The organism is Nocardioides sp. (assembly GCA_037045645.1).
Classification (GTDB): Bacteria; Actinomycetota; Actinomycetes; order Propionibacteriales; family Nocardioidaceae; genus Nocardioides.
This window is the reverse complement of record JBAOIH010000001.1, coordinates 1650001-1668119: the sequence shown is the minus strand read 5'-3', so window position 1 is coordinate 1668119 and position 18119 is coordinate 1650001. Positions and strand designations below refer to the sequence as shown.

General features: G+C 66.5%; 18 protein-coding genes (1 of these 18 running past the window's edge). 15 read left to right on the top strand and 3 right to left on the bottom strand.

Annotation, left to right across the window (positions count from 1 at the left end; all coding sequences use genetic code 11):
- Position 1: 1 nt before the first annotated feature.
- Positions 2–2491: a phenylalanine--tRNA ligase subunit beta gene (gene pheT, locus V9G04_08220; protein ID MEI2713271.1), complete on the top strand. Its 2490-nt coding sequence runs from the start codon at positions 2–4 to the stop codon at positions 2489–2491.
- A 94-nt stretch (positions 2492–2585) separates the two neighbouring features.
- On the opposite strand, the gene V9G04_08215 is transcribed toward pheT, so the two are convergent.
- Positions 2586–3437: a sugar phosphate nucleotidyltransferase gene (locus tag V9G04_08215; GenBank protein MEI2713270.1), complete on the bottom strand. Its 852-nt coding sequence runs from the start codon at positions 3435–3437 to the stop codon at positions 2586–2588.
- Entirely contained in the window at positions 3340–3816 is a 477-nt protein-coding gene (locus tag V9G04_08210; GenBank protein MEI2713269.1) for a sugar phosphate nucleotidyltransferase, read from the bottom strand. The genes V9G04_08215 and V9G04_08210 overlap by 98 nt, the downstream gene beginning before the upstream one ends.
- Positions 3817–3969: 153 nt before the next feature.
- On the opposite strand from V9G04_08210, the gene V9G04_08205 reads away from it, so the two are divergent.
- From V9G04_08205 to V9G04_08175, 7 genes are all read left to right on the top strand, one after another.
- Positions 3970–4680, top strand: a complete 711-nt coding sequence (locus tag V9G04_08205; GenBank protein ID MEI2713268.1) for a hypothetical protein — start codon at positions 3970–3972, stop codon at positions 4678–4680.
- 244 nt (positions 4681–4924) lie between these two features.
- Positions 4925–6192 (top strand): IS3 family transposase gene (locus V9G04_08200; GenBank protein ID MEI2713267.1). Its coding sequence is split into 2 segments (ribosomal slippage): positions 4925–5228 and positions 5228–6192, totalling 1269 coding nucleotides; the frame shifts between segments, so codons are not numbered across the junction.
- A gap of 21 nt (positions 6193–6213) precedes the next feature.
- Positions 6214–6801 (top strand): hypothetical protein, encoded by a 588-nt coding sequence (locus tag V9G04_08195; protein ID MEI2713266.1) that lies wholly within the window; start codon positions 6214–6216, stop codon positions 6799–6801.
- A 234-nt stretch (positions 6802–7035) separates the two neighbouring features.
- Positions 7036–7542, top strand: a complete 507-nt coding sequence (locus V9G04_08190; protein MEI2713265.1) for a DUF6318 family protein — start codon at positions 7036–7038, stop codon at positions 7540–7542.
- Between the two features lie 380 nt (positions 7543–7922).
- The gene (locus V9G04_08185) at positions 7923–8390 is read left to right on the top strand and encodes a hypothetical protein (protein MEI2713264.1); all 468 of its coding nucleotides are present in this window, start codon (positions 7923–7925) and stop codon (positions 8388–8390) included.
- A 243-nt stretch (positions 8391–8633) separates the two neighbouring features.
- Entirely contained in the window at positions 8634–9119 is a 486-nt protein-coding gene (locus tag V9G04_08180; protein ID MEI2713263.1) for a hypothetical protein, read from the top strand.
- Positions 9116–10009: a hypothetical protein gene (locus tag V9G04_08175; GenBank protein ID MEI2713262.1), complete on the top strand. Its 894-nt coding sequence runs from the start codon at positions 9116–9118 to the stop codon at positions 10007–10009. Before V9G04_08180 ends, V9G04_08175 begins: the two co-directional genes overlap by 4 nt.
- A 199-nt stretch (positions 10010–10208) precedes the next feature.
- Here V9G04_08175 and V9G04_08170 read toward each other — a convergent pair whose 3' ends face one another.
- Positions 10209–11000 (bottom strand): maleylpyruvate isomerase N-terminal domain-containing protein, encoded by a 792-nt coding sequence (locus V9G04_08170; GenBank protein MEI2713261.1) that lies wholly within the window; start codon positions 10998–11000, stop codon positions 10209–10211.
- Between the two features lie 63 nt (positions 11001–11063).
- Here V9G04_08170 and argC point away from each other — a divergent pair, with 63 nt between their 5' ends.
- The 7 genes in view from argC to argH are tightly spaced (each overlapping or abutting the next) and all read left to right on the top strand, a layout consistent with a single transcriptional unit that may run on beyond the window.
- The gene (gene argC / locus V9G04_08165) at positions 11064–12092 is read left to right on the top strand and encodes an N-acetyl-gamma-glutamyl-phosphate reductase (protein MEI2713260.1); all 1029 of its coding nucleotides are present in this window, start codon (positions 11064–11066) and stop codon (positions 12090–12092) included.
- Positions 12089–13240, top strand: coding sequence for a bifunctional glutamate N-acetyltransferase/amino-acid acetyltransferase ArgJ (gene argJ, locus V9G04_08160; protein ID MEI2713259.1), 1152 nt, complete (start codon positions 12089–12091; stop codon positions 13238–13240). The genes argC and argJ overlap by 4 nt, the downstream gene beginning before the upstream one ends.
- Positions 13237–14124 (top strand): acetylglutamate kinase, encoded by an 888-nt coding sequence (argB, locus tag V9G04_08155; GenBank protein ID MEI2713258.1) that lies wholly within the window; start codon positions 13237–13239, stop codon positions 14122–14124. Before argJ ends, argB begins: the two co-directional genes overlap by 4 nt.
- On the top strand, positions 14121–15320 hold the full coding sequence (locus V9G04_08150; GenBank protein ID MEI2713257.1) for an acetylornithine transaminase: 1200 nt from the start codon (positions 14121–14123) through the stop codon (positions 15318–15320). The genes argB and V9G04_08150 overlap by 4 nt, the downstream gene beginning before the upstream one ends.
- Complete coding sequence (argF, locus tag V9G04_08145) at positions 15317–16261, top strand: ornithine carbamoyltransferase (protein ID MEI2713256.1); 945 nt, start codon at positions 15317–15319, stop codon at positions 16259–16261. Before V9G04_08150 ends, argF begins: the two co-directional genes overlap by 4 nt.
- Positions 16258–16782 carry an arginine repressor gene (locus V9G04_08140; GenBank protein MEI2713255.1) on the top strand — a complete coding sequence of 175 codons (525 nt, stop codon included), beginning with the start codon at positions 16258–16260 and terminating at the stop codon, positions 16780–16782. Before argF ends, V9G04_08140 begins: the two co-directional genes overlap by 4 nt.
- Positions 16779–18119, top strand: the 5' portion of a protein-coding gene (gene argH, locus V9G04_08135; protein MEI2713254.1) for an argininosuccinate lyase. The gene runs 75 nt beyond the window's last position; the window shows 1341 of its 1416 coding nt (coding positions 1–1341); its start codon is at positions 16779–16781; the stop codon falls past the right edge of the window. The genes V9G04_08140 and argH overlap by 4 nt, the downstream gene beginning before the upstream one ends.

Genomic DNA, 18119 nt, shown 5'->3' with positions numbered 1-18119 from the left:
CATGTTGGCGCCACTTTCCTGGATCAAGGAGTACGTCGACGTTCCTGCCGACGTCTCGACCGACGACCTCACTCACCGCCTGACTCTGACCGGTCTCAAGTTGGAGGCCATCAACAGCCCCGGCGCCGAGATCAAGGGCCCGCTCGTCGTCGGCCGCGTGCTCACGATGGAGCCCGAGCCGCAGAAGAACGGCAAGACGATCAACTGGTGCTCCGTGGACGTCGGGGATGCCAACGGCACCGGCGAACCGCAGGGGATCGTCTGCGGTGCGCACAACTTCAAGCCCGGCGATCTGGTCGTGTGCATCCTGCCCGGCGGCGTACTTCCGGGGAACTTCGAGATCAGCGCGCGCAAGACGTACGGCCACCTCTCCGCGGGCATGATCTGCTCTGCGCGCGAACTCGGCATCGGCGAGGATCACGACGGGATCATCGTGCTCCCCGAAGGCGCGGGCGAGCCTGGCCAGGACGCGCGTGGGGTGCTGGGACTCGACGAGGAGATCATCGAGTTCGAGATCAACCCCGACCGGGCGTACGCACTCTCGCTGCGCGGCATCGCGCGAGAGATCGCCGTGTCTGTCGAGGGTGCGACCAACTTCCGTGACCCGGCGCTGCGTGACACACCCGCGGCCAACGAGGACGGCTACCCGGTCGTGATCGAGGACGCGGACGGGTGCCACGTGTTCGTGGCGCGCACCGTCACCGGCTTCGACCCGACCGCCCCGACGCCGGACTTCATCGCCCAACGGATCACCGCGGCCGGGATGCGGCCGATCTCGTTGGCGGTCGATGTCACCAACTACGTGATGTTGGAGACCGGTCGGCCGATCCACGGCTACGACGGCGACCGCCTTCAGGGGCCGTTGGTCGTACGCCGCGCCCGCGACGGCGAGCGCCTGACGACCCTGGACAGTGCCGACCGCGCCCTGTCGACCGAGGACCTGGTCGTCACCGACGACTCCGGCCTGATCGGCCTCGGCGGCGTGATGGGTGGGGAGACCACCGAACTCAACGACGACACGACCAAGGTCGTGATCGAGGCTGCCCACTGGGATCCGGTCTCGATGTTCCGCACCGGCAAGCGGCACAAGATCAGCTCCGAGGCCGGCAAGCGCAACGAGCGCGGCGTCGACCCGACCATTTGCGAAGCTGCCGCCGATCGGGCCGTCGAGTTGCTCACGACCTACGGCGGCGGCACCGCCGCGCCCGGCGTCACGGTCGTCGGCACGCCCCCGGAGATGCCGCAGATCGAGATGTCGTACGACCTCCCGGCCCGCATCTCGGGCCTGGAGATCACCGCAGACCAGGCAGTCGCGGATCTGGAAGCAGTCGGCTGCGTGGTCCACCGTGGTGCGGACCACCTCACCGCGACCCCGCCGCCTTGGCGCCCTGACCTCACCGACCCCTATGACTTGGTCGAGGAGGTCACCCGCCTCGCGGGGTACGACAAGATCCCCAGCGTCGTACCCAAAGCGCCCGGCGGGCGGGGACTGACCCGCGCGCAGGTGTTGCGTCGTCGAGTTGGTCGCACCATGGCCGGCGAGGGGTACGTAGAGGTGCTCAACTTCCCGTTCGTCGGGGAGTCCGACCTCGATCTGCTGGAGATCCCCGCCGAGGACCCGCGACGTGCGCTGCTCCGGCTCTCCAACCCGCTCAGTGCCGAGGCCCCCGCGATGACGAGTACGCTCCTGCCCGGACTGCTCAAGACCGCCGCCAAGAATGTCGGGCTCGGCGCAGGCTCGGTCGCGATCTTCGAGACCGCGACCGTGACGCTGCCGAAGGCTGCCGGACCGGCTCCGATCCTGCCGGTCGACCGTCGTCCCACCGACGCGGAGTTCGACGAACTCACGAAGGCGCTGCCCGACCAGCCGTTGCACCTGGCACTGGTCGCCGTCGGCGAGGACGAGTCCGCCGGTTGGTGGGGGAGCGGTCGTACGGTCACCTGGGCCGACGCGGTCGACGCGGTGCGCGCTGTCGCCGAGGCGCTGGGGCTCGATGTGAATACCCGCGCCGCGCGGCTGGCGCCCTGGCACCCGGGTCGCTGCGCCGAACTCCTGGTCGACGGCACCGTGGTCGGCCACGCGGGCGAACTACACCCGCGCGTGTGTACGGCGATCGGCCTCCCGAAGCGGTCCGTCGCAGCCGAGGTCGACCTCGACAAACTGCTGGAACGTGCGATCCATCTTCGCCCCGCGCCGACCTACTCGACCTACCCGGTTGCCAAGGAGGATGTGGCGCTGATCGTCGACGCCGACGTGGCGGTCGCCGACGTCGAACAGGCGTTGCGCGAGGGCGCCGGCGAGTTGTTGGAGTCCATCCGCCTCTTCGACGTCTACACCGGCTCGCAGGTGGGCGAGGGCAAGAAGTCGCTGGCATTCGCGTTGCGTTTCAGGGCGTCCGACAGGACCTTGAAGGAGGGGGAGTCGGTCGCCGCCCGCGATGCTGCGGTGGCCGAAGCGGCGAAGCGAACGGGCGCGGCCCTGCGCACCTAGCCGACCTGTCGCGTTTGCTCCGCGGAGGGCCGCCGACCTGTCGCGTCTGCTCCGCGGAGGGCGCTACGGCGCGGCCCAGCGCGCCTGACCGGCTTCAGTCGGCCGTGGTGCCGGGCTCCAGTCGCGCTCCTGCGTTGACAATCCCGGAGATCCGGCATCCCCGGCCGACCACCACGATCTCGTCATCATGGGCGCGGCGCCGTCGTGGTGGCGCACCGACCCGGCCTCCGCGCAACACCTCACAGCTCGTATCCACGATCGCCGTCTGCACGATCGCCCCGGCGCGTACGACCGTACCCTCCCCGAGCACGCTGTCTCGGACGACCGCGCCCGCCTCCACCACCACGCCGGGCCCGAGCACGCTGCCGTCCACCTCGCCCGCGACGTCACAACCCGCGGCCAGGACGCTGGCGCTCGCGGCGGCCGAACTACGTACGCGCGCGGCAGGCAGGTCCGGCCAGTGGGAGATGATCGGTCTTTCAGGATGGTCGAACACGTCCACCTTGCCGGCCACGAGATCACGGTGCGCTTCGAGATAGTTGGCGGGTTGGCCCAGATCGCGCCAATATCCCGCAAGCGGCACGGCGAACACATCGCCGGTCTCGATCAGTCGGGGCAGCAGATGGTCGCCGAAGTCGCCCAAGCCAGAATCGTCGCCGTCCTCCTGGTCGTCGAGTTCGGCCCGCAACTGCGACAGCGCGTTGGCCAGCGCCTCGGTCTGATAGAGGAAGATCTCGGTCGCGATCGTGCCCGAGGAGGGCCGTGACGGCTTGACCTCCAGTCCGCTTACGCGTCCGTCGCGGTCTGCGAGCACCACGACGTTGTCGCGCGCGTCCACCTTCGGCACCTCAGTGGTCACGAGGGTCGCGGCTCGACCGGCGGCGGCGTGCTCCTCGATGATCGGCCGCAGGTCGCAATTGAAGACGTGGTCGGCGCTGACGACCACGAGGTGCTCCGCGCCGTGATGTCGTACGGCCGACTGCAAGCTTGAGCATCAGGTCGGCGTTGCCTGATGCGAAGCCCTCCTCGGTCGGTGTGCCGGTCCCGGTCTGCGGCACCATCCGCCGGAACCCTCCGCGGTTGCGGTCCAGACTCCACGGCCGCCCACCGGAGAGGTACTCGTCGATCGACTCCACCTGGTACTGCACACTGACCCATACGTCATCGAGTTCGGCATGCACCATCGCTGAGAGCGCAAAGTCGATGAGCCGATGACTGCCGCCGTACGCCAGCGCGGGCTTGGCGCGCTCGCGCGTGAGAACGTCCAACCTCGAACCCTCGCCACCGGCCTGGATGATCGCGAGCACAGATCCTTGTCGCAGCATGCGACCACGATGAGGGGCCGGGCCAAACCACGCTCCCTCCATAGGGGTGTCCACTACCGCCTTAGGTTTGCGTACGTTGCCTTCAAGCCTTGGCCGCTTTGTGGTCCCGGGCCTAGGTCAGTGCATCAACCGACTCGGCATCAGGAGAGCACCATGACGGAGAAGCAGTGGGCGCCTGCGCCCGGTGACGGCGCCAGCGAAGTCACGCCAGGGGATCAGGAGCCGTTGGGCGGTGCCGGCGCAGATCCAGACGACGAGGAGAGGGCTCAGCGCGATCGCGATGAGACTGCTTCGACGGATGCGCCCGTGGCTGGTGAGGCTGAGCCGTCCGCAGCTGAGGAGCGCGCGGCCGGCGAGGGCATGGTCGAGGAAACCGAGGGTTCGCAATCCGGCGGCAAGCACGCGGCCGACGTCGAGCCCCATGCGGAGGACGACGACTCAGGTGACTCGGACGACCGTGAGGAGGCCGAGCCGGCCCACGAACCCGATCCCGCCAATCACGACATCTCTGCTGGGGAGGAGTTCCGTCAGCGTGGCGACTGGACTGCCGACGAGGCTGGCGGTCCGCAGATCATCGACGCCGACGGCAACGTGGTGAGCGAGGGCGGGGACGGCTCGCCGGGCGACAACGGGGGTGGCTGGTCCGAATCAGACCTCGACGCGGTCAGCGACGGCGGCTATAGCGTCGGTTCCGCAGCTCCGCTCGACGGTGACCAGATGCCGCTGGGGCACCCGGTCCAAGCGTGGGAGGACTCCAAGACGTACGCCGAACCCGGCCACCCCTCGTACTCCGACACTCAACCGCACGTCTGGTTCACCGACGAGGCCGCCGCCCAGCGCGCCGGCTTCACCCGCGCCGACTGACTTCTCGGGCGGTTGTCACCCTCCCGCTAGTTCAGTGCGAAATGGTCGTCCTGCGGCGCGTTTGGCGACCATTTCGCACTGAACTACCTCACCTGGCCGAGGGGGCGCGTTCTCCACAAGGGTGGGGCATCGGGGTTTCGCCGGGGTTTGTTGGCCGTTAGATTGTGGGAACGGCTGATTCTCGGAGGTCTGAACTGCACTGGGTTGGTTGGAGTCTCCATCGTTTGGAAACGAGGATGGACTCATGCCGAAGGACACCACCCCGGGGAAGCCGACCACACGTCGCTACAGCCCTGAGGAAAAGGCCGCTGCGGTGCGGATGGTCAGGACGCTGCGTGCCGAGCTGGGAACTGAGCACGGCACAGTGCAGCGGGTCGCAGCCCAGCTCGGGTACGGCACCGAGTCAGTTCGGTCCTGGGTGAAGCAGGCCGACATCGACGAGGGCCACGTGCCGGGCCTCAGCACGAGCGACGCGGCCAGGCTGAAGGCGCTGGAGCAGGAGAACCGGGAGCTGAAGAGAGCCAACGAGATCCTGAAGAGGGCCGCCAGTTTCTTCGGGGCGGAGCTCGACCGCCAGTACAAGAAGTAGCCGCGTTCATCGACGCCAACCGTGACGACGTGGTCGCGGGCCGGCGTCTGGGGGTCGAGCTCATCTGCCACGTGCTGCAGGTGGCCCCGAGCAGCTACTACGAGTTCAAGAACCGCCAACCCTCGGCTCGCACGCAGCGCGACGAGGTGATGGGACCGGTAGTGCGGCAGCTGTGGGAGGACAACTTCCGGGTCTACGGCGCCCGGAAGATCTGGAAGGCCGCACGACGTGCTGGACATGACATCGGCCGTGACCAGGTCGCCCGCCTGATGCGCACCGCCGGCATCGAGGGGGTCCGGCGCACCAAGCGGGTCCGTACCACCAAGCCCGATCCGGGCATGCCGCGCCACCCGGACCTGGTCGGCCGCGACTTCACCGCCACGGCCCCGAACCAACTGTGGGTCACCGATCTGACATTCGTGCCGACTTGGGCCGCGGTGGCCTACGTCTGCTTCATCATCGACGCCTACTCCCGCACGATCGTGGGGTGGCGGGTCGCCTCGCACATGCGGACCACTATGGTCCTCGATGCCATCGAGATGGCCCGGTGGTCACGCGGGACCCAGCTCCCTGGCCTGCGGTGTCACTCGGATGCCGGCAGTCAATTCACCTCGATTCGCTACGGCGAGCGTCTGGCTGAGATCGGCGCGATGCCCTCGATCGGCACTGTCGGCGATTCGTACGATAACGCGCTGGCCGAGACCGTGAACGGCTATTACAAGGCCGAACTGGTCCGTGGCCCCGCGCGCGAGGGCCGCCCGTGGAAGACGGTCGAGGACCTCGAGCTCGCCACGCTGAGCTGGGTCCACTGGCACAACCACGACCGCCTGCACGGCTACCTCAACGACATCCCACCAGCAGAGTTCGAGGAGACGTTCTACGCTACGGAACGGACCGACCAGCCCCTGGTCGGAATCCAATAGCCCGAGCCTCCATCAGACCCAGTGCGGTTCAAGGTGACCGGCACCTATTACGTCCTCAAGCGCAGCCGAGACGGGGTCACCGAGGTATTCGGCTTCTACTGCAACACCGCGCCCGAAGCCAAGGCCACGATCACTCCCGCGATGGCTGCAGCCGAGATGAAGCGGCTGGAGTGGCCGACGCCTGATCTCGTGATCCAGCCTCCGGGTGGGAGGACGTTGGTGAATTTTCCGACGAACGCGTATTCGCGGTTGAGCACGGACGCGAAGAGCCAGACGGTGACGGTGTTGGGTCGTGAGGTGGAGATTGGGGCGACTCCCGAGGAGTTCACGTGGTCTTGGGCGCAGCCGGGGGAGTCGGCGTACGCGGAGGACCTAACGCCGCTGAGGACCACGTCGCCGGGTGCGCCGTACGAGGAGGGTGTTGAGCTCGAGGTGTCGCATGAGTATCGCGATGCGGGCGTGACGGTGACAGCGAGCGTGAGTGTGACGTACCGGGGTCGGTTCCGGGTCGATGGTGGTCAGTGGCAAGACATCCCCGACACGCTCACCGTGGCCGGTGGCAGCCAAGCACTGGAGATCGTGGAAGCGCACGCGAAGCTCGTGAGTTGAGCCGGTTCGGACGTACGTCCGAAGATGCCCGGAAATCACCTGGAAATCGCCGTGCTGGCGTGCCGGTTCGGACTCACGTCCGAAGAAGCACAACGCCTGCCCGATCCCCACAGGGGTCGAGTCAAGGGCCGGGTCTGGGGGTTCGTCCGCGTTTGCCAGTCGTGAGAGTGCGGAATGGCTGATTCTCGGAGGTCGCTGCTGATGCATCGTGTTGTCGTACGTTTCCTTGTCCCCGTGGCGTTGTTGGCGTTGACGGCGGGCTGTGGTGGGGGTGACCCGGAGCCGGAGCCGACCCCGATCATCGCGTCGTCGACGTCGACCCCCACGCCCACGCCGAGCGAGACCGCCGCGGCGGAGGAGGCGCCGGAGGAGTTCATCGAGCGCTTCTTCGAGGCCAATCAGGTGCTTCGTGACACGGGTGAGGCCAAACCGATGCTCGCACTGACCCAGAAGTGCAATTCGTGTGACTCGATGGCAGATGGGGTCTCAGCGATGTATGAGTCGGGGGGTGCGATTGAAGGTGAGCCATGGACGGTGGACAGCATTCGCCAGCGCGGCGATGCGTCACGCGTTCAGAATTTCGATGTGAACGTGGACATTCCCCCCTCGCGATCTCGATCCAGCGCAACGGCTGCTTGGTCAAAGAGCCCGGGCGGTTTGGCAACGATCGATCTGCAACTTCGGAAGAGCAGGGGGGGCGGAGAATGGCGAGTGGTCACCTTCACGTTGGTGAGCGAGTAGTCACGTGTGCCCTTGTCGGGATTCTTGGACTCACTGCGTCGGCTTCACCGGCTCAAGCGGAGGAAGTCTCCGACGCCAAGTTGTGCTCCAACAGCGATATGGATGCCCAGTTGACCCACGTGCAGTGCCGTGTCAGCCAGTCGGCTTGGTCCGAAATGCAGGCAAGACAGCTGTGGTCCTACGCACTGGCGGAGCAGGTATGCACCAAGCAAGCAACTGGCGAATGGTGCTATAGCCCGAGGGCATGCGCGAGTGACGACGGGACGCCGGGTACTTGGTTCTGGATCAAGCGCGCGCCGTACGGGACTTCTGATTGGCAAGATACGAGGTGGCTTTACTGCAAAACCGCAACCGAAGCCAAAGCCACGATCACTCCCGCGATGGCTGCAGCCGAGATGAAGCGGCTGGAGTGGCCGACGCCTGATCTCGTGATCCAGCCTCCGGGTGGGAGGACGTTGGTGAATTTTCCGACGAACGCGTATTCGCGGTTGAGCACGGACGCGAAGAGCCAGACGGTGACGGTGTTGGGTCGTGAGGTGGAGATTGGGGCGACTCCCGAGGAGTTCACGTGGTCTTGGGCGCAGCCGGGGGAGTCGGCGTACGCCGAAGACCTAACGCCGCTGAGGACCACGTCGCCGGGTGCGCCGTACGAGGAGGGTGTTGAGCTCGAGGTGTCGCATGAGTATCGCGATGCGGGCGTGACGGTGACAGCGAGCGTGAGTGTGACGTACCGGGGGAGGTTCCGGGTTGACGGTGGTGAGTGGCAAGACATTCCCGACACGTTGACGGTGGCGGGTGACAGTCAGTCGATCGAGGTGCTTGAGGCGCACGCGAGGCTCGTGAGTTGAGCCGGTTCGGACGTACGTCCGAAGATGCCCGGAAATCACCTGGAAATCGCCGTGCTGGCGTGCCGGTTCGGACTCACGTCCGAAGAAGCACAACGCCTGCCCGATCCCCACAGGGGTCGAGTCAAGGCCCGGGTCTGGGGGTTCGTCCGCGTTTGCCAGTCGTGAGAGTGCGGAATGGCTGATTCTCGGAGGTCGCTGCTGATGCGTGGTGTTGTCGTACGTTGCGTTGTTGCCCTTGTGCTGATGCCTGTCCTTTCTGCTTGCGGAGGAGACGACTCCGAGCCTGAGCCCACCCCGATCATCGCGTCGCCGACCGCGACACCGACGCCGACCCCGGTGGAGAGCGAGACCGCCGCGGCGGAGGAGACGCCCGAGGAGTTTATCGAGCGGTTCTTCGAGGCCAGCGATGAGATGCACGCGAGCGGCGAGGACGAGGGATACCTCGCGCTCACGAAGGGTTGTCGCTCCTGTGATGAACTCGCGAGGACTGTCACCGGCATCTACGCCGACGGCGGGACGATTCGCAACGTTCGCTGGGAGGTGACCGACATCAAGCCACGCGCAGCCCTGGATTACGACGCCTTGGTGAACGTTGGACCGTCAAAGTTGCGGCGAAGCGCTTCCGCCAAGTGGGAGCTGAGTGTAGGTGGCGAAGTCTCTTTTCACGTTCGGCTGGACAGGGTGGCTGAGAGCTTCCGAGTCATCACGATGTCGGTGGCTGCTCAGTGATTTCGAAGAGAACGGGCTCGGCATTGGCCCGGACCTTTGCAGTTGTTGCACTGATGCTCTCCGTCCATTCAGGCAAAGGTGTGGCGTCGAAACTCTCTCCAGCCGATGCTTCCGCGAACGCTAGGTGTCCGGACGATTCGGTCTCGGGGACAATGCCAGCAGTTGCCTGCGAGTTGACGGTCGAGCAATACGCCGGCCTGACTGTTTCAGGCGCCTACGAGTACGACTTGAAGCGCTGGGCTTGCAAGCGGGACCCGAAAAGTGGCGAGTGCTCGAATCCCGTTGACTGTACGGGATCAGATGGCCGTCCGGGCATCCTTGCCAGCGTTTGGCGACGCCTTGTGGGCGCCCCGGAGTGGGAGTCAACGCCGTGGACCTTTTGCGACACGGCTCCTGAGACCAAAGCCACGATCACTCCCGCGATGGCTGCTGTCGAGATGAAGCGGCTGGCCTGGCCGGCTCCTGATCTGGTGATCCAGCCGCCGGGTGGGAGGACGCTCGTCAACTTTCCGACGAACGCGTATTCGCGCCTCGCGGTCGACTCCGTCAGTCAGACGGTGACGGTGTTGGGTCGTGAGGTGGAGATTGAGGCGACTCCCGAGGAGTTCATCTGGACTTGGGCGCAACCGGGGGAGTCGGCGTTCGCGGAGGACCTGACGCCGCTGACGACCACGTCGCCGGGTGCACCGTACGAGGAGGGGGTCGAGCTTGAGGTCTCGCATGAGTACCGCGATGCGGGCGTGACGGTGACAGCGAGCGTGAGTGTGACGTACCGGGGTCGATTCCGGGTTGACGGTGGTGAGTGGCAAGACATTCCCGACACGTTGACGCTTGCGGGCGGAAGTCAGTCGATTGAGGTGCTTGAGGCGCACGCGAAGCTCGTGAGTTGAGCCGGTTCGGACGTACGTCCGAAGATGCCCGGAAATCACCTGGAAATCGCCGTGCTGGCGTGCCAGTTCGGACTCACGTCCGACCGTGCCCGCAAGACGATGCGGGAAGGCCGACCGGCGGTCCTATCCGGACTCACCTCCGTACCCGTCCAGCACGACCTCGCAGGCACAAAAAGTGCCAGACGGCGAGCCAAGCCGATCAGTTGATCGGCCCGTGCGTCGCACTCCGGAACCGATCGAGGATCTCGAGGTCCCCGGTCACCTGAGTGGCGGCTCCATCCTCCCGGCGCCACAACCGCAACAGGACGTCTTGAGCGGAACCGACCACCACCGCATCCGGTTCCACCCCGGGATCGGCCACCACGTGGATGTCGTCCTCGTCGATCTCCAACTCACTGTCCGGGTCCACCCCGTGGAAGCGCCCGATCTGGGTCCAGACCGAGACCGAGGCGTCGGTGAGGTCAAGGCGTACGTAGTGCGGCAACGGCCGGAATTCGCCCCAGGGCGGGCAGCCGCCGTACATCACGTCCAGGATCTCGTCGACGCCGTCGGCCGCCAGCGCGGGCTCGATGATGGTCAGCGCCCCACCGCGCGCCTGCTCGGCGTCGACGCGATGGATCAACGCCTCCAAGGCCTGTCGCCGTGCGATGAAGCCGACCGTGTGGTGCGCCGGGTCGGAGGACCACGTCCAGGCCGAGTCGGCTTGCGACACTCCGTCGAATGCCGCCATCAGCCGCTCATGGGCGGCATCGAACGCGACGAGCCCAGACTCCATGTCGGCCGGCGGCGGGGTTTCCTCATCGAACGACGGCTGCGCTGGGCGTACGTCGAGACAAGTTGCCCAGAAGTGCTGTACCTGGGTCAGGTGTCCGAGCAGGTCCAGCACCCGCCAATCCGGACAACTCGGCACCAGACCGAGCGGATCAGCCGCCAGGATGGCGGTCCTGAAGAGTTGCGACTGCCGACGGATCTCCGCGAGGTAGGACTCCATACATTCGACACTAGCCTGACACCGATTCAGCATAGATATGCATGCATGCGTATAGTTATGCATATGAGTTTCACGGTCGCGGTCGCCGGTGCTAGCGGGTACGCCGGGGGTGAGGTGGTGCGGCTGCTCCTGGCGCACCCTGAGGCGGAGATCGGGGCGCTCACTGCGGGCGGCAACGCCGGTCAGCGCCTCGGCGACCTCGCGCCCTACTTGGCGCCACTCGCCGACCGGGTCCTGCAGGAGACAACCGTCGAGACACTGTCAGGGCACGATGTTGTCGTGCTGGCGCTCCCGCACGGGCAGAGTGCGCAGATCGCCCAAGCACTTGGAGACGACACTGTCGTGATCGACTGCGGCGCCGACTTTCGACTCAACGACCAGGCGGCCTGGGAGCACTTCTATGGCGGAGTCCACGCCGGAAGTTGGCCGTACGGTCTGCCGGAACTCGCGGGACATCGCGACCTGCTCAGAGGTGCCAAACGGATCGCAGTTCCCGGCTGCTACCCCACCGTCTCGACGCTGGCCCTGGCGCCCGCGGTCGCAGCAGACCTGATCGAACCCGATGTCTCGATCGTCGCAGCCAGCGGCACTTCAGGCGCCGGCAAGGCCGCCAAGACCAACCTCTTGGGCAGCGAGGTGATGGGCAACGCTTCGGCGTACGCGGTCGGCGGCTCGCACCGGCACACCCCTGAGATCCAGCAGAACCTCTCCGGCCTCACGTACGGCGACGTGCGCGTCAGTTTCACGCCCCTACTCGTACCGATGCCTCGCGGCATCCTGGCGACCTGCTCGGCCGCGCTGCGGGACGGGGTGACGCAAGAGGACGTACGAGCGGCGTATGACTACGCCTACGCCGACGAGCAATTCGTACGCCTCCTTCCCGAGAGCCAGTGGCCGCAGACCAAGTGGGTCCAGGGCTCCAACAGCGTCGATCTGCAAGTCACCGTGGACGAGTCCGTACGACGACTCATCGCCGTCGGTGCCGTCGACAACCTCGTCAAAGGCACCGCCGGCGCTGCCGTGCAATGTCTCAACCTCGCTTTGGGCCTGGAGGAATCCCTCGGCCTCTCCACGATCGGAATCGCCCCATGACCACCACCTCCCCGCTCGGTTTCCGGGCCGCAGGCGTCGCCGCCGGACTGAAGTCCACCGGCGCCAAGGACCTGGCTCTCGTGGTGAACGACGGCCCGCGCTTTGACAGCGCGACCGTGTTCACCGCAAACCGCTGCAAGGCCAACCCTGTGCTGTGGAGCCAGGAGGTCGTCAAGGACGGGACCGTACGCGCGGTCGTCCTCAACTCCGGTGGTGCCAACTGCTACACCGGGCCCGAGGGCTTCCAGACCACGCACGCGGTCGCCGAGAGGGTCGCCGAGGGGCTGGGATGTGGAGCGATCGACATCGTCGTGTGCTCCACTGGTCTGATCGGGCTGACCAACAACCGCGACGACCTGTTGAGCGGTGTGGCCAGGGCCTTCGACGAACTCGGCGACGAGGGTGGACAAGCCGCTGCCGAAGCGATCATGACCACCGACTCCGTGCCGAAGACCACCGTGGTCGAAGGGGCTGGCTGGAGCATCGGCGCCATGGCCAAGGGGGCGGGCATGCTCGCGCCGCAGTTGGCCACGATGTTGGTCGTGATCACCACTGACGCGGTGGTGGACAGCCACGACCTCGATCAGGCCTTGCGGGCTGCGACGAAAGTCAGTTTCGACCGACTCGACTCTGACGGCTGCATGTCCACCAACGACACCGTCACGGTGCTGGCCAGCGGCGCCAGCGGCATCACGCCGACGGTGCCCGACTTCACCGATGCGCTAACAAGAGTCTGCGTCGACCTGGCGATGCAACTGCTGAAGGACGCAGAGGGCGCCGATCACGAGATCGCGATCACCACCCTCAACGCGGCTACCGAGGACGAGGCGGTCGAAGTCGGACGCAGTGTCGCGAGGTCCAACCTCTTCAAGGCTGCCGTGTTCGGCAACGACCCCAACTGGGGTCGCGTCCTGGCCAGCATCGGCACTACCACTGCGCAGTTCGACCCCGCCGATCTCGACGTGGCGATGAACGGTGTCTGGGTCTGCCGAAACTCGAGCCCGGCCGACGATCCGACCACCGTCGATCTCGGCAACAGAGAGGTCAGCGTGACCATCGACCTGAAGGCCGGCGATGCGCGTGCCACCGTGTGGACCAACGACCTCACGCACGCGTACGTCCACGAGAACAGCGCGTACTCGTCATGAGGGCCAACGCGGAGGTCCTGGCAGGCGCGCTGCCCTGGCTGAAGAGCTACCACGGCAAGATCGTCGTGGTGAAGTACGGCGGCAACGCCATGACCGACGACGCACTCAAGGCCGCGTTCGCCGAGGACATCGCGTTCCTGCGCTTCGCGGGCTTCAAGCCGGTCGTGGTGCACGGCGGCGGACCGCAGATCTCGCGGATGCTCGACCGGCTCGGCATCGAGTCCGAGTTCCGCGGCGGCCTTCGGGTCACCACGCCGGAGGCGATGGATGTCGTACGCATGGTGCTGGTCGGGCAGGTGCAGCGTGAGCTCGTCGGTCTGATCAACCAACACGGGCCCCTGGCCGTCGGTCTGTCAGGAGAAGACGCAGGCCTGTTTACCGCGCGTACGACGAACACCGTCGTCGACGGCGAAGAGGTCGACCTGGGGCTCGTCGGCGAGGTCTGTGACGTACGCCCGGAGAGTGTGCGCGACCTGATCGAAGCCGGCCGGATTCCGGTCGTCTCCAGCGTGGCCCCCGACGCGAACGGTCAGGTGCACAATGTCAACGCCGACACGGCCGCAGCTGCCCTGGCCATCGCTCTCGGTGCGGAGAAGTTGCTCGTGCTGACCGACGTCGAGGGCCTCTACGGCAACTGGCCCGACAAGGGCTCGCTGATCAAGGAGATCTCACCCGAATCCCTGGCCGCGCTGATGCCGAGCCTTGAATCGGGCATGGTGCCGAAGATGGACGCCTGCCTTCAAGCGGTCAACGGCGGTGTTGCGCGCGCCACCGTCGTGGACGGCCGCGAAGCCCACGCCGTGCTGCTCGAACTCTTCACCGACGAAGGCATCGGGACGCAGGTGCTTCCCGGTGTCGAGACCAAGATCAGGAGCGAAGCATGACCGAGCAGCAAACCTGGCAGGACCGCTATTCCGTCTCGCTTATCAACGCCTTCGGGCCACCGAAACTCGAGCTCGTACGCGGCGCCGGGGCGCATGTGTGGGACAGCGAGGGCAACGAGTACGTCGACTTCCTGGGCGGCATCGCCGTCAACGCACTTGGCCACGCCCATCCCGCGCTCGTCGAGGCTGTCACAACCCAACTCAAGACCCTCGGTCACATCTCCAACTTCTTCACCAGCGAACCGCAGATCGAGCTCGCCGAGCGACTTGTGGGCCTGCTCGGTGCGCCCGCGAAGGTGTTCTTCACCAACTCCGGAGGGGAGGCGAACGAGTGTGCCTACAAGCTCACCCGGCTGACCGGGCGTACGAAGATCGTGGCCACTGAAGGTGCGTTCCACGGCCGCACGATGGGCGCGTTGTCGCTGACCTACAAGCCCGCGTACCGGGAGCCGTTCGCGCCGTTGCCCGGCGAGGTCGTCTTCGTGCCGTACGGCGACGTCGCCGCGCTCGAAGCCGCCGTCGACGATCGGACCGCTGCGCTGATCCTGGAGCCGATCCAGGGCGAGGCCGGCGTCGTCGTACCGCCCGCGGGCTATTTGGAGCACGCCCGGAAGGTCACTCGAGACCACGGTGCGCTGCTGTGGCTCGACGAGGTGCAGACCGGCATCGGGCGTACGGGCGACTGGTTCGCGCACACCCGAGACGCCATCACCCCCGACCTCGTCACGATCGCGAAGGGGCTCGGCGGTGGCATCCCGATCGGCGCCTGCCTCGCGGTCGGCGACGCGGCGGAACTCATCCAACCCGGCAACCACGGCACCACGTTCGGTGGCAACCCGGTGGCGTGCGCCGCTGCGTTGACCGTCCTCGACGTCATCGAGTCTGAGGACCTGCTCACCGAAGCGCGGGTGAAGGGCCACGACCTGCGCGTACGCCTGGCCGAACAGCCCAGCGTGACGGATGTGTCGGGCGCGGGTCTGTTGCTCGGCGTGGGACTCGACGGCGTCGACGGACCCACCTTCGTGGCCGCCGCCCAGCGGGCCGGCTTCCTGATCAATGCGACAGGGCCGGACCGGCTCCGGATGGCACCCCCCCTCGTGATCGCCGACGACGACATCGCGGCACTGATCGACGCGTGGCCCGTTATCGTCGAGTCGGCGGTCGAGCGGAGTCGAGACCAAGGAGCATCCCGATGAGGCACTTCCTCGCCGATGACGATCTGACGCCGACCGAGCAGGCCGACGTACTCTCGCTCGCGGCCCGGCTCAAGGCCGCGCCGTACGACTTCAAGCCGCTGCAAGGCCCGCGCACCGTGGCGTGCATCTACGACAAGCACACGCTGCGAACCCAGGCGTCGTTCGCCGCCGCCATCGCTGAGCTCGGAGGTTTCGCCCTCCAGGTCGACGGCAACCTCGCGGAGATCGGCGTACGCGAATCCGTGCGCGACGTCGCGCGCGTGCTCGGTCGCCAGGCGTCGATGATCGTGTGGCGCACGTACGCCCAAGAGGATCTTGAGGAGATGGGCGACTACGCGGGCGTACCTGTGGTCAACGCGCTGACGGACGACTTCCACCCCTGCCAACTGCTCGCCGATCTGCTCACCGTCAAGGAGCACAAGGGCGAACTGGCGGGCCTCCGTGTCGCCTTCGTCGGCGACGGCGCGTGCAATATGGGCAACTCCTGGATGGTCGCCGGTGCCACTGCCGGCATGCACATCCGGGTGAGTGCGCCACCAGGACACAACCCCACCGACGCGATGGTTTCGCGGGCGCAGGCGATTGCGAACCGCACCGGTGGATCGGTCGCTCTGGTGGCTGATCCAGGCGAAGCCGTCGCGGATGCCGACGTGGTCGTGACCGACACCTGGGTCTCGATGGGCAAGGAGCAGGAGAAGGAGGCACGCATCGCCGCGTTCGGCTCCTACTCCGTCACTCCCGATCTCCTCGCCCAGGCCAAGCCCGACGCGATCGTGATGCACTGCCTGCCCGCCTATCGGGGCTTGGAGATCGCCGCCGACGTGATTGACGGCCCGCAGAGCGTGGTCTGGGACGAGGCCGAGAATCGTCGCCATGCTCAGAAGGCAATCATCGCGTGGCTGCTACACCACTACGCGACCCCGCTGGGGGCTGACGAGTGAGCGAACCTTCCAGCACGGCACACACCAAGAGCGCACGTCATGCGCTGATCGTCGACGTCGTCACCCAGCAGGAGGTGCGCTCTCAGGCGGACCTGGCCGACCTGCTCGATGGCCGCGGGGTCCACGTCACCCAGGCCACCTTGTCGCGTGACCTGGTCGAACTCGATGCCGTCAAGGTCCGCGGGGCCTCAGGCGCCCTGGTGTACGCCGTCCCGGGTGAAGGGGGTGACCGTACGCCGACGCTGCCTCACGACAGTGCGGCCGGCGCCCAGCGGCTCGCCCGGTTGAGCGCTGAGCTGCTGGTTAGTGCCGAAGCCAGCGGCAACCTCGTGGTCTTGCGTACGCCTCCCGGGGCGGCCCAGTTCCTGGCCTCGGCTTTCGACAAGGCCGAACTCCACGACGTCCTTGGCACCATCGCGGGCGACGACACCGTGCTGGTCATCAGCCGGGACCCCAAGGGTGGCGCGGAGTTGGCTGCGAGATTCTTGGCTCAGGCCGAACGTGACAGGGGAGAGGCATGAGCAGTACGAAGACCGGTGCACTGTGGGGCGGGCGGTTCGCTGGCGGACCGTCGCCCGAACTCGAGGCACTGTCTCGCTCCACGCATTTCGACTGGCGTTTGACCCCGTACGACCTCGCGGGCTCACGAGCCCACGCGAATGCGTTGCACCGTGCGGGACTGCTCACCGACTCCGACCATGCCGAACTCCTACGAGGACTGGACGCGCTGGGTGACCGCTATGCCAGCGGCGAACTCCTACCGGATCCGAGCGACGAAGACGTGCACGGGGCGCTCGAACGCCTGCTCATCGCCGAAGTCGGTGCCGACGTCGGTGGTCGCATCCGCGCAGGCCGTTCGCGCAATGACCAGATCGCCACGCTCTTCAAGGCGTTCCTACGCGACCATGCACGCACGATCAGTGCCCTCACACTCGACCTGGCCGAGGCCCTGACCGAGCAGGCACGCGGCCACCTCGATGTGATCATGCCGGGACGGACTCACTTGCAGCACGCGCAGCCCGTACTCTTGTCGCACCACCTCCTGGCTCACGTCTGGCCGCTGCTTCGCGACGTACAACGCCTGGCGGATTGGGAAGCACGTGTCTCTGCGGACTCGCCGTACGGCTCGGGCGCGCTCGCGGGTTCGTCGCTCGGCCTGGATCCCGAGGCGGTAGCCGCCGAACTCGGGTTCTCCGGATCCTCGGCCAACTCCATCGACGGCACCGCCGCGCGTGACTTCGTCGCCGAGTTCGCCTTCGTCACGGCCATGATCGGCGTCGATATCAGCCGTCTGGCCGAAGAAGTGATCCTCTGGTCGACTGCCGAGTTCGGGTTCGTACGACTCCACGACTCCTGGTCGACGGGGTCGAGCATCATGCCCCAGAAGAAGAACCCCGACATTGCTGAGTTGGCACGTGGCAAGTCAGGTCGCCTCATCGGGAATCTGACCGGTCTGCTTGCCACGCTCAAAGGCCTCCCACTGGCGTACAACCGCGATCTTCAGGAGGACAAGGAGCCCGTCTTCGACAGCGTCGACACCCTGGAGGTCTTGTTGCCGGCCGTGACCGGGATGGTCGCCACGCTGACCTTCGACGGCGCCCGGATGGCTGAGCTGGCACCCCGGGGCTTCTCGCTGGCCACCGACATCGCCGAGTGGCTGGTCCGCAACGAGGTTCCGTTCCGAGAAGCGCACGAGCTCGCGGGCGCTTGCGTACGCGCGTGCGAGGAGCGCGGACTCGGACTGCACGAACTCACGGATGAGCAGTACGCCGAGATCTCCCCTCACCTGACACCAGACGTACGCTCGGTGCTCTCGATCACGGGATCAGTGGCGTCTCGTGACGGAAGAGGCGGGACG

Coding starts and splice junctions, on each gene's coding strand:
- pheT (MEI2713271.1), top strand. CDS start 2: ATGTTGGCGCCACTTTCCTGGATCAAGGAGTACGTCGACGTTCCTGCC.
- V9G04_08210 (MEI2713269.1), bottom strand. CDS start 3,816: ATGCTGCGACAAGGATCTGTGCTCGCGATCATCCAGGCCGGTGGCGAG.
- V9G04_08205 (MEI2713268.1), top strand. CDS start 3,970: ATGACGGAGAAGCAGTGGGCGCCTGCGCCCGGTGACGGCGCCAGCGAA.
- V9G04_08185 (MEI2713264.1), top strand. CDS start 7,923: ATGGCTGCAGCCGAGATGAAGCGGCTGGAGTGGCCGACGCCTGATCTC.
- V9G04_08180 (MEI2713263.1), top strand. CDS start 8,634: ATGCCTGTCCTTTCTGCTTGCGGAGGAGACGACTCCGAGCCTGAGCCC.
- V9G04_08170 (MEI2713261.1), bottom strand. CDS start 11,000: ATGGAGTCCTACCTCGCGGAGATCCGTCGGCAGTCGCAACTCTTCAGG.
- argC (MEI2713260.1), top strand. CDS start 11,064: ATGAGTTTCACGGTCGCGGTCGCCGGTGCTAGCGGGTACGCCGGGGGT.
- argJ (MEI2713259.1), top strand. CDS start 12,089: ATGACCACCACCTCCCCGCTCGGTTTCCGGGCCGCAGGCGTCGCCGCC.
- argB (MEI2713258.1), top strand. CDS start 13,237: ATGAGGGCCAACGCGGAGGTCCTGGCAGGCGCGCTGCCCTGGCTGAAG.
- V9G04_08150 (MEI2713257.1), top strand. CDS start 14,121: ATGACCGAGCAGCAAACCTGGCAGGACCGCTATTCCGTCTCGCTTATC.
- argF (MEI2713256.1), top strand. CDS start 15,317: ATGAGGCACTTCCTCGCCGATGACGATCTGACGCCGACCGAGCAGGCC.